The organism is Granulicella arctica (assembly GCF_025685605.1).
In the GTDB taxonomy this organism is placed as follows: domain Bacteria; phylum Acidobacteriota; class Terriglobia; order Terriglobales; family Acidobacteriaceae; genus Edaphobacter; species Edaphobacter arcticus.
In genome coordinates this window covers 3,468,121-3,482,540 of record NZ_JAGTUT010000001.1, presented here as the reverse complement: position 1 = coordinate 3,482,540, position 14,420 = coordinate 3,468,121, and the positions used below count along the sequence as shown (strand labels likewise).

At 59.1% G+C, this 14,420-nt stretch carries 11 protein-coding genes; 10 read left to right on the top strand and 1 reads right to left on the bottom strand.

All coding sequences use genetic code 11. The annotated features are described in order from the left end of the window. Positions 1–75: 75 nt before the first annotated feature. Entirely contained in the window at positions 76–1,086 is a 1,011-nt protein-coding gene (locus OHL20_RS14835) for a CPBP family intramembrane glutamic endopeptidase (protein ID WP_263383955.1), read from the top strand. Between the two features lie 2 nt (positions 1,087–1,088). Here the strand turns inward: OHL20_RS14835 and OHL20_RS14830 are convergent, their stop codons facing one another. Continuing rightward, entirely contained in the window at positions 1,089–2,714 is a 1,626-nt protein-coding gene (locus OHL20_RS14830; protein ID WP_263383954.1) for a Na+/H+ antiporter, read from the bottom strand. A 273-nt stretch (positions 2,715–2,987) separates the two neighbouring features. On the opposite strand from OHL20_RS14830, the gene OHL20_RS14825 reads away from it, so the two are divergent. From OHL20_RS14825 to tsaE, 9 genes are all read left to right on the top strand, one after another. Continuing rightward, positions 2,988–5,486, top strand: a complete 2,499-nt coding sequence (locus tag OHL20_RS14825; RefSeq protein ID WP_263383953.1) for a penicillin acylase family protein — start codon at positions 2,988–2,990, stop codon at positions 5,484–5,486. A 35-nt stretch (positions 5,487–5,521) separates the two neighbouring features. Further along, the gene (locus OHL20_RS14820) at positions 5,522–7,129 is read left to right on the top strand and encodes a hypothetical protein (protein WP_263383952.1); all 1,608 of its coding nucleotides are present in this window, start codon (positions 5,522–5,524) and stop codon (positions 7,127–7,129) included. Positions 7,130–7,145: 16 nt separating this feature from the next. After that, a complete protein-coding gene (locus tag OHL20_RS14815) occupies positions 7,146–8,078 on the top strand; it encodes a polyprenyl synthetase family protein (protein ID WP_263383951.1) in 933 nt (310 codons plus the stop codon). A gap of 2 nt (positions 8,079–8,080) precedes the next feature. After that, entirely contained in the window at positions 8,081–8,452 is a 372-nt protein-coding gene (locus tag OHL20_RS14810) for a metal-sulfur cluster assembly factor (RefSeq protein WP_263383950.1), read from the top strand. 3 nt (positions 8,453–8,455) lie between these two features. Next, complete coding sequence (locus OHL20_RS14805; protein WP_263383949.1) at positions 8,456–9,256, top strand: class I SAM-dependent methyltransferase; 801 nt, start codon at positions 8,456–8,458, stop codon at positions 9,254–9,256. A 180-nt stretch (positions 9,257–9,436) separates the two neighbouring features. After that, complete coding sequence (gene ftsZ, locus OHL20_RS14800; protein ID WP_263383948.1) at positions 9,437–10,975, top strand: cell division protein FtsZ; 1,539 nt, start codon at positions 9,437–9,439, stop codon at positions 10,973–10,975. A gap of 166 nt (positions 10,976–11,141) precedes the next feature. Beyond that, positions 11,142–12,335, top strand: a complete 1,194-nt coding sequence (locus tag OHL20_RS14795; RefSeq protein ID WP_396272573.1) for a penicillin-binding transpeptidase domain-containing protein — start codon at positions 11,142–11,144, stop codon at positions 12,333–12,335. Positions 12,336–12,366: 31 nt separating this feature from the next. After that, positions 12,367–13,953: an NAD(P)H-hydrate dehydratase gene (locus tag OHL20_RS14790; protein ID WP_263383946.1), complete on the top strand. Its 1,587-nt coding sequence runs from the start codon at positions 12,367–12,369 to the stop codon at positions 13,951–13,953. Next, complete coding sequence (gene tsaE / locus OHL20_RS14785; protein WP_263383945.1) at positions 13,950–14,387, top strand: tRNA (adenosine(37)-N6)-threonylcarbamoyltransferase complex ATPase subunit type 1 TsaE; 438 nt, start codon at positions 13,950–13,952, stop codon at positions 14,385–14,387. Before OHL20_RS14790 ends, tsaE begins: the two co-directional genes overlap by 4 nt. The last annotated feature ends 33 nt before the right edge of the window (positions 14,388–14,420 follow it).

Here is a 14,420-nt window from a genome sequence, read left to right as displayed (position 1 = left end):
CCGTGTCAAGTAAACGCGAGTGCGAGGAACATGACCGTTCCGGATTCCGTATAGACTTCCATCGAGGAATCTACTTTGACGAATGACACGCCTGCGTTTGAAGAGGCACCAATACTTTCAGCAGGTCGTCCCCTTCCTCCTGAACGTAACCCTATTTTCTTCGGGCCTGATGGTCTGCGCGCGGGCTGGAGTCTGCTGATCTATGTGGCCTTACTCGCTGCGCTTGTCTCTGTGGCGCGACTCATTACGGTAAAGGTGCATCATGCCCCGGCCGCGGCGCACAGGACCTCCGGCCCTCACGAGCAGGCTCCGCGCTCCTCGTATCTGAATGAAGGTGTTCCTCTGCTTGCTGTAGTTCTCGCTACGTGGATCATGTCGCGCATCGAGCGGAGACCTGTCGGGGCCTATGGCTTTGGCGGTACACGCAAGGTCTCACGACTCTTTGCCGGGCTGGGATGGGGAGTCGCTTTCCTGTCACTGCTTGTTCTCGTATTGAGGAGCACGGGCTTACTTGTCTTCGACAACCGTCTGCTCTCTGGCGCAACGATCCTTCGATACGCGGCTGTGTGGCTTGGCGGCTTCCTCCTCGTTGCATTGTTTGAGGAGTATCTGCTGCGTGGCTATGTGCAGTTCACACTTTCGCGTGGCTTCGCTGGAATCTTCAGGGCGCTACACCCGACAAACAGCAAAGCACTTGGCTTCTGGGCGGCGGCATTTCTGCTCTCGTTCTTGTTTGGATTGGGGCATGGTTCCAACCCTGGAGAGTCACCGATTGGTCTGCTCTCTGCTGGAGTCGCCGGGCTGGTCTTCTGCCTGAGCTTGTGGCGAACCGGCTCGCTCTGGTGGGCAATCGGCTTTCATACCTCATGGGATTGGGCCCAGTCCTTCCTCTATGGCGTAGCAGATAGTGGCACGATGGTGCAGTTTCATCTCTTCGCAACGCATGCCGTTGGGAGGCCTGTGCTGAGCGGCGGCCTGACTGGACCTGAGGGCAGTATCTACATACTGCCGGTGATGGCTGCGGTTGCGGTTGCGATCATTCTTACGCTACCGCGATCTGCGGAGCCATTGCTGGAGACGATCTAGCGCTAATCCAGCGCGGCAGATTCGTAGCGAATCTCCTGCAGATCGAGTTCGCGTTCCATGGATCGCAACGCTTCGTCGCTGAGATGTCCCTCGTCGCGCAGCCGGATCATCGCCCTGCGCTCGGCCTGGACTGCTCCCTGGGCGATTGCACGCAGGCGGTTATAGGTCGCCGGGCTGTGCTCATGCTCATCATTCACTCCGTCGGTACCTCCGACTGCCGCAAGTCGATGACGATACCGATGGGTGAGGTCGTCGTAGACGTGGGCGAAATTGCCGCCGTCCATTGCGCGCTCCGTATCCAGATAATCAAGAGCCTCTTCCAACATGGTTCGGCGAGCATCGCACTCTTCGGCGTTCGTCCCGCTTGCACCGGATAGGCCCAACGCACGGATAAGCGGTGGCAACGTCAGGCCTTGTAGAACGAGCGTTACGAGGATGACGCTGAAGGTGAGAAACACAATCAGGTTACGGGCCGCGAAAGGGGCGCCGCTGGCGAGCGTCTCAGGAAGCGAGATGGCCGCCGCAAGAGCGATTACTCCACGCATTCCAGTCCATCCGACAACAAAGACGCTGCGAGCGCCGGGCCGCTGCTCGGTCTTCCCAAGGATGCGCGTTCGGATCAAGTAGGCGATCTGTGCTGCCGGGAAAATCCATAGCAGACGTAAGGCAATCAGGATGATGCTGAAGATCGCACCATACTCAAGCAGGGTTGTCCTACTCAGATCGCGAATGCCGGCAAGCACGTAGGGCAGTTGTAGCCCGATCAGCACGAAGACGACGCCGTTCAGGATAAACGTGAGCGCTCCCCAGACACCATAGACCTGTGTGCGGACGGTCGGCGAGAAGATCGTTACACTCTTGCGGCTCATATACAGGCCGCAGGCGACGACTGCCAGTACACCGGACGCGTGGGCCTCCTCGCCGGCAAGGTAGGCTAGATATGGAACGATTAGACTCAGAACGATCTCGATCGGTCCGTCATCGATAAAGCGCTCACACCACGCCATGATGACACCGATGGCGAGCCCTATTCCGATTCCTGCAACGATGAGGTAAAGCAGGCGGGCAAGCGCCTCACCTGCGGTGGGCGTATTGCCCTGCACCACCATACGCAACCCGAACTCGAGAGCTAAAAGGCCGGTTGCATCGTTGACAAGGCTTTCACCTTCAAGGATATCGACGATGCGACGTGGAAGACCAAGCGACCGGGCAATCGAAGTCGCGGCAATTGCATCAGTTGTAGCTACAACAGCACCCAATACAAAGCCTGACTTCCAATCGAGCAAGGTAATGAAGCGATCGGCAAACTCGGCGACACCCCACACGGTGAATGCGACGAGCCCTACTGCGAGCATGGTGATGCTGACAAGGTTTTCTCGAAATTCACGCCATGACGTGACCCATGCAGACGAGTAGAGGAGCGGCGGCAGGAAGATAAGAAAGACAAGATCAGGGTTTAGAGGAATGCGAGGCACATGAGGGACGAAGCTGATGAGCAGCCCAGCCACCACCAGGACGATGGGATACGACACGTTAAGCCTTCGCGCTACGATGGCGAACACAGCCACCATGACCAGAAGGAGCAGGAAGACTGTCTGGGCTGCGTGAACACCCGCGCTACCGAACATCCGCCATCTCCTTTACCTCTTCCGAAAGCATAGCAGCGGCGTTGCAGTATTCCGGGTCTTCTTACCATGGCGCATCTGCATTTAGACTTCTGCTAGCGCATGGCTTACATCGACCCTATTGACTACGATTCTTCTGAAGATGCAGCGGTGAGCGATACTGATCCTACCTCGCTCGGTCGCCGCCATGCAGCGGAGGCAGCATTCGGGTCTCCGATTCTCCCGGCAATGTCTCGACAAGGCCGTTTGTCGGGGATTGTGCGCAGACGGTATTCAATGCTTTCGATTCTCGGCGTAGTGTTGCTTGTGGTTGGCTTCGCTGTGATTGCGGGTCTTGTAACAGCGCATTTCTGGCTCCGTGCGGCTGCGCGTAACTCGCTTCCGCAGATTGATGGAACCATAGCTGTCTCCGGTCCGGCGTCGGCCGTTACCGTTCTGCGGGATATGCACGGCGTTCCGCACATTCGCGCCTCGTCATTGGATGACCTGGTATTTGCCCAGGGTTATGTCACGGCGCAGGATCGGCTCTGGCAGATGGAGACCCTCCGCCGCCACGCTTCTGGAACGCTTGCCGAGATTCTCGGGAAGGATCTCCTGCCACATGACCGCGCACAGCGGCTCCTGCAGATCCGAGCTGCGGCCGATAGAGCTGTCGCTGTTCTGCCGCCTGATCAACTTCACTGGCTTGCGGTGTACGCACGCGGCGTCAATGCATCGATGGCTGACCAGCAGGGTCACCTACCTGTAGAGTTCCGCCTCCTGGGTTTCTCCCCAGCCCCCTGGGTGCCACGCGATTCGCTCCTCGTAGGTCTCGCCATGTTTCAGGACCTCACCAATACCTTTCCCGAAAAGCTTGACCGGGAAGTGATCGCCGCCAAACTCCCGCAGGAGCTGGTCGCCGATCTTTATCCTGTCGGTTCATGGCGCGACCATCCCGTTGTGCAGCCAGTCGTCGACCTGACCACTCCTGTTGAAGATATAGAGCAGATCCCGCTCGATGAATCTCAGACGAAGCTCCGTCTTCCCGACAAGCATGCTCTCGGAAGCGCGGAACACACACAGGATCTTCTCGCCGGAGATGCGCTTCTGGCTGGCTCAGCCACATGTGAAGGCTGTCGCGCCGGGTCAAATAACTGGGTCGTTTCGGGGTCGCGATCTGCCTCCGGCAAGCCTCTGCTTTCAAACGACATGCATCTCAGCCACGGCGTACCCGGAATCTGGTATGAGGCTGACCTGCAAGCCGGCAGCTTCCATGCCGCAGGGGTCACTCTGCCCGGAACACCCTTCGTCATCGTCGGTCATAACGATCACGTTGCCTGGGGCTTCACAAACCTGGGGGCTGACGTTCAGGACCTGACTGTCGAGCATCTACGTGGTTCCGGTTCGAGCGCCGAATTTCAAGCGGCTGACGGCGGGTGGCAGCCGTTGCAGCACCAGAGCGAGCTTATCCGCGTTCACCATGGACTGGATGTCACGCTCGACGTTCCAGAGACTATGCATGGCAAGTTGCTGACACCGATTATCTCCAGCCTTTATCCCGGCGAAAAGCGACCGATATCACTTCGCTGGACAATCTACGATCCGGCGAACATCACCTCTCCCTTTCTTGCCATCAATAGCGCAGGTGATGGGGCTAGTCTTTCTGCCGCATTCGCAGCATTTGGCGGTCCCTCCCAAAATATGGTGTTCGCTGACGATCAGGGTCATATTGGCTACCATGCTGTCGGCCGTATTCCGTTACGCGGCGATCCCTCGCATCCCACCCCACCTTCGGCGATCCCTGCAGATGCCAGTGTGACCGCAAATGAGTGGTCCACGACGGCTCCATACGTCCCGTACGATCAGCTACCCCATGTCGCGGACCCTGCGGGCGGCATCCTCGCGACTGCGAATGCACGTGTTGTTCCGGATGGTTTTAGCTACCCGATTACGCTGGACTGGGCCGCACCCTACCGCAACGAGCGGATCTGGAAGGTGCTTGCCGCAAACCCTCACATGACCTCGGCCGACATGCTCGCATTGCAGACCGATGTGTACTCTGATCTGGATCGCGTCATCGCCCAGCGGCTTGCCTACGCCATCGATCATGCCAGCCTGAGTGGGAGCAGGCAGAAGCGGCTCCATCAAGCTGCCGATCTGCTGCGCGATTGGAACGGACACGTGGATGCAAAGGCCTCTGCGCCCGCAATCGTGGACGCAGCGCGTGCTGAGTTGTGGGTACTCATCCTGACGCCGAAACTGGGAAAATCGGCGGCCCTGTATACGTGGGGCGAAAAGTCATTCGCAGAAGAGCAGCTCATCATGCACACGCCTGCGCGCTGGCTCCCCTCAGGCTATGCCACATGGGACGATCTGCTGGCGGATGCCGTCGATAAAGGGATGAGCGTGGACCATGCCCCGTCGGACCTGGCAACCTGGCAATATGGCAAGGCCCATCCGGTCGATATTGAGCATCCGGTACTCGCCTCCTCGCCACTGCTGAAACGCCTCATGGGTTATCCAACTGGAACGGGGTCGTTGCCACAGAGCGGCGATACCTCGACGGTCAAACAGGTTTACAGGACCTTTGGGCCGTCGGAGCGCTTTACTGCAGACCTCTCTGACCTCGACCATTCGACGCTGAACCTGGTGCTTGGACAATCTGGTGACCCGGCAAGTCCGTGGTTCATAGATCAATTCCAAGCCTGGTACACAGGGAAGACGTTCCCTCTTCCCTACACCGCAAATGCCGTTCAGGCTGCAACTGCTCACACGCTCACCCTCATGCCACGATGAGGAACGAGGAGGAAGGAGTTCGAGCGAGTTGGCGATTGCTGCTTATTCTGCCGCTGGTCGCCTTAATCGCGATCATTCCTCTGATCTGGAATGGCTGCTCCTGCGGTCACGATTTTGACTTTCATATCCTGAGCTGGATGGAAGCGGCAACGCAGTTCCAGCATGGCAACCTGCACCCGCAATGGGCGTTTACGCCGGCGTTCAACGCGGGGGAACCTCGCTTCGTGTTTTACCCTCCACTCTCGTGGACGATCGGTGCCGTTCTGGGCCTCGTACTCCCGTGGACCATAACGCCCATTGCCTACACATGGCTTGCGCTTACGGCTGCGGGACTGGGGTGCTATCGCCTGTTGCGGAGCTTTGCCACTCCGTTGACGTCACTCTTCATTTCGGCGCTTTATATTGCAAACCCCTACATGCTCTTTACCGCGTATGAGCGGACGGCTTACGCAGAACTGCTTGCCGCGGCGTGGCTCCCTCTGTTGCTGCACGGCATCCTTCGGAGGAACGTTACCGTCCTCGGAATCGCCGCGCCCGTTGCGCTTCTCTGGCTGACCAACGCTCCGGCAGCCGTCATCGGCTGTTACGGTCTTGGACTGCTTACGTTGGCCCGGCTGTTCAGTGAGCGAGACAAGGGGCCGCTACAACTAGCGACCAGGACGATTACCGGGACATTGCTCGGGCTTGGCCTCGGAGCCTTCTACATTCTTCCCGCAGCGTATGAGCGCCGCTCTGTCCAGATTGCAATGGCGATTACGGATGGGATGCGCATTTCGGACAATTATCTCTTCCATCACACACCTGATCCTGATCACGATGCTGTACTCCGGACCGCTTCGCTGCTCGCTGTAGGGCTGGTAGCGACGACGCTCATCGCGCTTCTTGTCGCCCTCCTGAGAAAACGGCAGTCCGCAGAGGACCGTCCGATGCTGAGCTCCTTTGTGATGTTCGCCACGATCATCGTTCTGCTGCTTACCCCGCTGTCAGCTCCTATCTGGCGACATGCGCCGGAGCTCGCCTTCCTGCAGTTTCCCTGGCGGTTTCTCGCTATCCTGATGCCGATCCTTGCGCTCAGCGTGACAGTCGCGTTGCGAGGACTTCGTTTTACCGGGATCACCGCCGCTCTCGTGAGTCTTGCCGCAGCTTCGTTGCTGACACTTACCGCCTACAGAGGTTTTCGGCAGGATTGCGACCCGGAGGATACCGTCGCCGCTCGCCTTGCGCTCTACCATTCGTCAGCGGGCACCGACGCTACCGATGAATACACGCCGATCACCGGCGACAACGATGCTCTGAAGAAGTCCAACCCGCCTTTCTGGCTCGCTGACGGGTCGTCGGGTGCCGCATCGGCGGGCGCTCCCGGACCTCTCCATCTGCCCATAGACCTGGTCTCGCCCATGCCGCAGACGCTCATCCTGAACCTTCGCGACTTCCCGGCTTGGCAGATAAGCCTCAACGAGCAGATCGTCCCGACCCGATTTGCACGGGAGGACGGGCTGATCGCGATTCCCGTACCCGCCGGAAAGTTGCATGTGGACGCGACCTATGTCCGCGGACCTGACCAGACGGCCGGATGGGTGATCTCGACCGCCTCGCTTTGCGTGTTGGGCCTCCTGCTCTACCAACGTCGGCGGCTGCGCTGATTTATCATCAAACTTAATGCCTTCTGACGTAAAAGAACTACTTGCTACGGGTGCGGCGCTTACCGATGCTGCCCTGGAGCGGCTGCTGCCCGGTCCTCAGACGGTGCCTCATTCCATTCACCGGGCGATGCGGCATAGCGTGTTCGCGGGCGGCAAACGTCTCCGACCCATCCTCTGCATCGAAGCTGCACGCATGGTGGCAGGAACGGGCCAGGTTCCGGAGGGTGCTGCTGACCTCGGCGCCGCTCTCGAGATGTTGCACACCTATTCCCTGATTCACGACGACCTTCCCGCGCTCGATAACGACGACCTTCGTCGCGGTCAACCGACCTGCCACGTTGTCTTTGGTGAAGCGATCGCGATTCTCGCTGGTGACGCGCTGCAGACGCTCGCCTTCCAGACCATCGCTGCACTCGCATCAACCCCGGAAACAACGGTGGCCATCCTGCGTGACATATCCACGGCGGTCAGCACGGGGATTGGCGGAGCGAGCGTCCTTGCTCCGGGGATGATTGGCGGCCAGGTGGTCGATATTGAGTCCGAGGGCAAGGCGCCTACTGCAGAGCTTGTCGAATCGATCCATCGCTCGAAGACGGGCGCCCTCATAACGACGAGCATCGTCTCAGGAGGCATCTACGGTGCCGGGTCTGCGGGGGCACACGCCGACACGATCAGTCGGCTGCGTATCTTTGGCGAGAAAGCAGGGCTTGCCTTCCAGATTGTCGACGACGTGCTCGACATGACGCAGGATTCTGCTCAACTCGGTAAGACAGCGGGCAAGGATGCTGCCAGCATCAAGGCCACCTGGCCGGCCGTGTTCGGTATCGACCAGTCGATTCGTGACGCTGACCAGCTGATCGCAGATGCCTTTGAGGCGCTCGCTCCTTTTGGTGAAGCGGCGACGCCGCTCAAGACACTTGCGCAATACCTGACGAAACGCAAGAACTAGCCATGCTGACTGAAGATGAAGTTCGAGGCGCGCTACGCGATTGCTACGATCCAGAGATCCCCTGCAACATCGTCGATCTCGGCCTTGTGCAAACGATTTTTATCGAGCGCGATCTGAATGCGCCGGGCGCCAGCATTCCCGGCGTCCCCGAGAAGCATCGGGTTGCGGTCACGTTGACGCCGAGCAATCCAACCGAGGATGCTGAGGCGCAACTTCGCGCACAGATAGCTAACCGTCTTGCTGGTTTCGAGACGATCAGCGGGACCACGGTCCACATTGTGCACACGCCGCAGTGGACTCCGCAGGACATCACGCCCACCGGGCGACGGACACTTGGCCTCGACGGCAATCCAGCCCTGGTGCAAATCCGCTAAGCCATGCCTCCTCCCTCTCAAAGCGGACCACGTCTCGCGCCCAAATCAGCCCAGCGCCCGAGAGATCTGCTGGTCGCTACCGACCAGCCGATTCACCCCTTCGACCTTGCTCATGGAGTCGACACAAGCGGCCTTGTTCCGGCCAAGAATCTGGTGACGGGTCATCCGAACGACGAGCATGTAACGGCCTATTACGGCGTTGCGCCGAGCATTTTGCGGGCTCTCGTCGCTGAATGGCGCGCGACGCCGCCACCTGAGCCGATCGCGAAGTACACGTTTGTGGATATTGGCGCGGGCAAGGGCCGCGCCATGCTGGTTGCCAGTGAACTGCCCTTTCGGCAGGTCGTTGGAATCGAACTGAATCCCGCGATGGCGGCGATTGCACGACAGAATCTCGATCATTGGCTTACGAGTCACGTCACCGACCCGACTGCGCCACAACTTGCACCGATCGATCTGCTTGAGCAGGATGCTCTTGAGTTCGAGCTTCCGCGTACCCCAACGCTTCTCTTCCTCTTTCACCCCTTCGAGGCCCCTGTGCTCCGGGCGCTGCTTCGGCGCATCGAGACGCAGTTTGCCAATCGTCCTGGCGAGTTAGACCTGCTCTACGTCAATGCGGAGTGTGCGATCGTTCTGGACCGGAACCCAGGCTTCAAACGTCTGTGGGTGGGTGCTGTCCGTATGTCGCGGGAGGATCATGCTGCCGATGTTGCAGCGATTGCGATGCAGAAGGAGTACGGCTCCACAGGCGATGAGGAGTGCGCGATCTATCGCTACGTCGGGCGGTCTGGGACGACCTCCTAGAACCTCCACAAGCACGGATGCCGGTAACATTCCTGCCCACAATGACCCGTACCCGAACCAAGCTTGGTTCACTCTGCAAAGCTAAATTTTGCACCGGCAATTCAGGTGTGAGAATTGAGTGGACGACTGCATCCTATCCAGGAAGACGCAGCAGAACCAAGCATCAGGAGTGCTGACACGATGAACAATCTGCCGAACGACGATATTCGCATCCATTATCAGGATGAGGTCCCAAATGGAGCGCGCATCAAGGTCATTGGCGTCGGTGGTGGCGGTAATAACGCTGTCAATCGCATGATCGCGGCCCATCTCGAAGGCGTAGAGTTTATCGCTGCCAATACAGACGCACAGGCTCTCCAGGTCTCGAACGCATCGGTCAAGCTGCAGCTTGGTGTCAAGCTGACCAGCGGCCTTGGGGCAGGATCAAATCCTGATATTGGCCGCCGCGCTGCCCTGGAAGATTCAGACAAGATTATCGAGGCGCTTGAGGGCGCGGACATGGTCTTCGTGACCGCCGGTCTCGGCGGAGGGACAGGCACAGGAGCCGCTCCCGTGATCGCCTCGCTTGCCAGCGAGATGGGCGCACTCACCGTCGCCGTCGTCACCCGACCGTTCGCATTCGAAGGTAAGCGCCGCATGATGCAGGCTGAGCGAGGCATGCAGGAGTTGCTCGAGTCTGTCGACACGCTCATCGTGATCCCCAATGAGAAACTGCTTGCGGTTGCAAAGGATGCGGGCTTCTTCGAGTCATTTCGGATTGCCGATGACGTGCTGCGGCAGGGCGTTCAAGGTATTTCGGACATCATCACCATTCCTGGCGTCATCAACCGTGACTTCGCCGACGTGAAGACCACAATGGCTGGCATGGGCTACGCCGTGATGGGCACGGCCTCGCGGGCTGGGAGCAACCGTGCGGTCGACGCTGCGGTTGCGGCCATGGCTTCTCCTCTGCTTGAGGCGGGCGCTATCGATGGTGCACGCGGAATCCTGATCAACATCACCGGCTCGAGCAGCCTCAAGCTCAGCGAAGTGAATGAAGCCTCGAGCATCATCCAGAACGCCGCCCACGAGGATGCAAACATCATCTTCGGCGCGGTGCTGGACGAGAACATGGGTGACGAGGTGAAGATCACCGTGATCGCGACGGGTTTCCGTCAGGAAGAGCTGCCGATTCGTCGCGATCGCATGCACGCCGAGCCAGCGTTTCCTGGCAGCCGTCAGGATGTGCCCATCAAGCGGTATTCGATCCCGCAGCCACCCATCGCGCGGTTTGCCAGCGAGACCGCCAATGAGTTGGACGTGAAGCCCGCAGGCTCTCCGGATCCTGAGCCGGCTGCTCCCGAAGCTCCGGCCCAACCTGAAGAACAGCAGCAGCGCGTCGCACCGCCAGTGACGGACGCCCTGATCCCGGTACGTGCTTCTGTCTTCGACGACGACTTCTTTCGCTCCTCCCACGAGCTCGAACCGCCGCGGATACGGGAGACATTCTCATCAGTTCCTCCCGAAAGAAGTTCGGAACCGCGGCGGGTCAGCGAACACGACTTCCGCCTGTCGGTCGATCTCCAGCCCGGAGTGCCAAAGAGCACCGCTCCCTGGGAGCCCCTTGTGGCAGAGCCGGTTGTGAGGAATCCGTCGTTTGTTACCGCGAACACCGTCGAGGTGGACCAGCGGGAGTCCGACGAACTCGATATACCCGCTTTCTTACGTCGCGGCAACTAGGTTTGACAGGTCACACCGACCCGCGGACACGGCAAAGCCTGCATTCAAGTAAAGTTAGAGCAGGGCAGACGCTGAACGAGTGTCGTCTCGGGAGAGCAACGTGGGATCAAAGCAGATGATGGGCCGGGCTTGCAACGTACTGCTGTGTACCATCCTGGCATGCACGATGGGTACACCGTTGTTTGCTTCGACTCATCGGGCTCCCGTGCGGGCGAAGTCAGTACATGCTGCCGCCAGACCTGTGGGACGAACAAAGGCCACGGCAGCGCATGGGAAAGTAAGCCGCGCCCGAGGCTCGAAGGTCGTGGTCACGGTACGCGGTGCGCGGGGCAGACGGGGCGGACGAGCTGTTCTTGCGGTTCGCCGTACACGCTATTCGGAACGCTTTTCAGCAAGCTCCTTCGCAGAGAACGCGGACAACCTGACACTGGGCGATGTTACCGCTGGAGAAGATCCGACCGTACGTGCAGCAGCCATTCAGGCTCTCGGAAACATGAACGGCACGGCTCTCGCAATCGATCCATCGAGCGGGCGCATTCTCGCGATGGTAAATCAGAAGCTCGCACTCTCAAGCGGGGCAGAACCTTGCTCGACTATCAAGCTGACCGTCGCTTTGGCTGCGCTTGAAGAAGGCCTGATCAAGAGGGACACTCCAGTAAGCCTTGGTGGCGGATATCGGGTCGACCTGACTTACGCACTTGCTAAATCGATCAATCCTTTCTTTGAGGTCCTGGGCCGTACGCTTGGCTTCGAGCGCGTGAAGCACTACGCGAATGAGTTTGGCCTCGGCGAACTCGCCGGCTATCAGATTCAGGGCGAACAACTCGGCATTTATCCCGACCAGGAACTACCGCAGAAGATGGGCGGCGTAGGACGGATGTGCTCATTTGGCGAGAGCATCTCGATGACGCCTCTGCAACTCGGCGCAATCGTCTCGGCCATCGCGAACGGTGGCACGTTGTACTATCTGCAGCATCCTGAGACGCAGGAGCAGGTTGCAAGCTTCAACCCGAAGGTAAAGCGCATCCTGAACATTGCGCCGATCCTCCCGGAGATCATCCCTGGCATGGCTGGCGCCGTAAATAATGGAACGGCCCGTTCCCTCAAAGCCAACTTCAGCGAATTTCCCGTGATGGGGAAGACGGGTACATGCTCGAACAACGGGACCCGGTTCGGCTGGTTCGGTTCCTATGCCGAGACGCCGACTGGTCGTATCGTTACGGTGATTTTTCTCGAAGGTGGACGACCAACCTTTGGACCAAAAGCCGCTGAACTGACTGGGCAGTTCTATCGCGCTCTCTACGATAAGAGCTACTTCACGCCCAAGGTTCAGACAGTCGCACTGAACGGCACGCGCTAAGCAGCACTGGCACCAATCGTCTGGAGAGATCATGAAGATAGTCACCGCAGAAGAGATGGGCGCCATCGACCGGCGCTCTGCGGAGGAGTTCGCCATCCCTCTGTCCGACCTTATGGCTGCTGCTGGAGGTGCTGTAGCCACGTTCTGCCTCAGCCAGTATCCAGACGCCTCTCGTATATCGATTCTGTGCGGCAAGGGTAACAACGGGGGCGATGGCTTTGTTGCAGCGCACGCTCTAGCCCAGGCGGGACGCCAGATGCGCGTTCTTCTGCTGGGTAGCCCCGGTGAGCTGAAGGGTGAAGCAGCATCCGCGTTTGCACAGCTTCAGCATTCCACCCCTCATGCAGAGATCATCGAGATCCCCAATGAAGCCGCGTTGCTCATTGCTTTTGAGGACACTGACCTTTTTATCGATGCCGTGGTTGGCACGGGATTCAAGCCTCCACTGCGCGGTCTGGCCGTCACAGCACGAGATCTCTTAACCAAACGGAAGACCCCGGTTGTCGCTGTCGATCTGCCGTCCGGATGGGATGCCGACTCCACCTCACAGAACGCCGAGGGCGCCTTCCGCGCAGACGCCGTGGTGACGTTTACGACGTCGAAGATGGCGCACGTCTTTGGTCACCTTACGGAGCGCACCTTCGGCCCCGTCGTCGTCGCTGCGATCGGTTCTCCTGCAGAAGCAATTCAATCCACCTCTGGCCTTAGCTGGGCCGGAAGCTCGAAGGCAATTGCCGAGGCTCCGCGCGACGTCAATTCGAACAAGGGTAAGTTCGGTCATATCCTGCTGATCGGCGGAAGCTACGGGAAAGCGGGCGCACCTTCGATGTCTTCCTTAGCCGCGCTTCGCACCGGCGCGGGCCTTGTGACGACTGCGGTACCGATCTCGATCATGAACACGGTAGCCCTCATCACTCCCGAACTCATGGTGACTCCGCTTGAGGAGGTTGCAGGTGCGGCTTCTCTCTCCAATCTCGAAGATACGAAGCTCGAGAAATTACTGAAGGGTATCAAGGTTCTGGCAATAGGTCCCGGGCTCTCGACCGATGGCGAGGCCTCTGAATTTGCACGACAGTTGGTCGCTAAGACGACGCTGCCCCTCGTCATTGATGCCGATGCACTCAACGCATTTGCAGGCCGCACCGAGCTACTCGACGGCAACGGCCGAACCGTTGTGCTGACACCTCATCCCGGCGAGATGGCGCGACTGCTCGGCAAGACGGTGAAAGAGGTCGAGTCTGACCGGATCAACCTTGCCCGCGAGTTTGCAACGAAGCACCAGGTGACGTTGATTCTGAAAGGGTGGCGCACCATGATAGCCCACCCTGATGGGGCGATTGCCGTCAACACCACGGGCAATCCGGCGATGGCCAAGGGTGGTAGCGGGGATATCCTCACAGGCATTGTCGCCGCGATGCTTGGCCAGTTCCCCACCGATGTCGCGCGTGCTGTTGAGGCTGCGGTCTACCTCCATGGACTCGCCGCCGACTTTGCCGCGCACGCTATGGACGAGCACACTGTTCTCGCAACCGATACGCTTGCTCATCTAACCGATGCCTTTCGCTATCGAGTTAAAGACGCAAACGGCTTTACGTGGCTGACTGGCCTTCACACATGATCGAACGCAGATTCAAGACGCGCTCCGTCAACGGCACGCTGGCCATCGGTCAGAATGTCGCCGAGCTTATGCTTCCTGCCCCAAAGCTGATCGTGCTTCGCGGGGAGTTGGGTGCCGGCAAGACCACGCTGGTGAAAGGAATCGCCACTTTCCTTGGTGCGGCCGAGCCAGAGGATGTCACCAGTCCGACGTTTACGCTCGTTCATTCCTATCAGGGCAAAACAATTCGCCTCTATCATCTGGATCTGTATCGTCTCGAAACCGAGCGCGAGCTTCTGACGCTTGGCATCGATGAGATGGCCGCCGAACCTGATGCACTCGTCCTCGTCGAGTGGGGCGAGAAGTTCCCAAGCATCGTCGCCAGAGCCGATGGAGAAATCGCCATCGAACACGGCGACGGTGATGAGCGGATGTTCTTTGTGCGCGTAAAGTAGGCTTCTCACCAGCGTCTTCTCAGCTCCTACAGC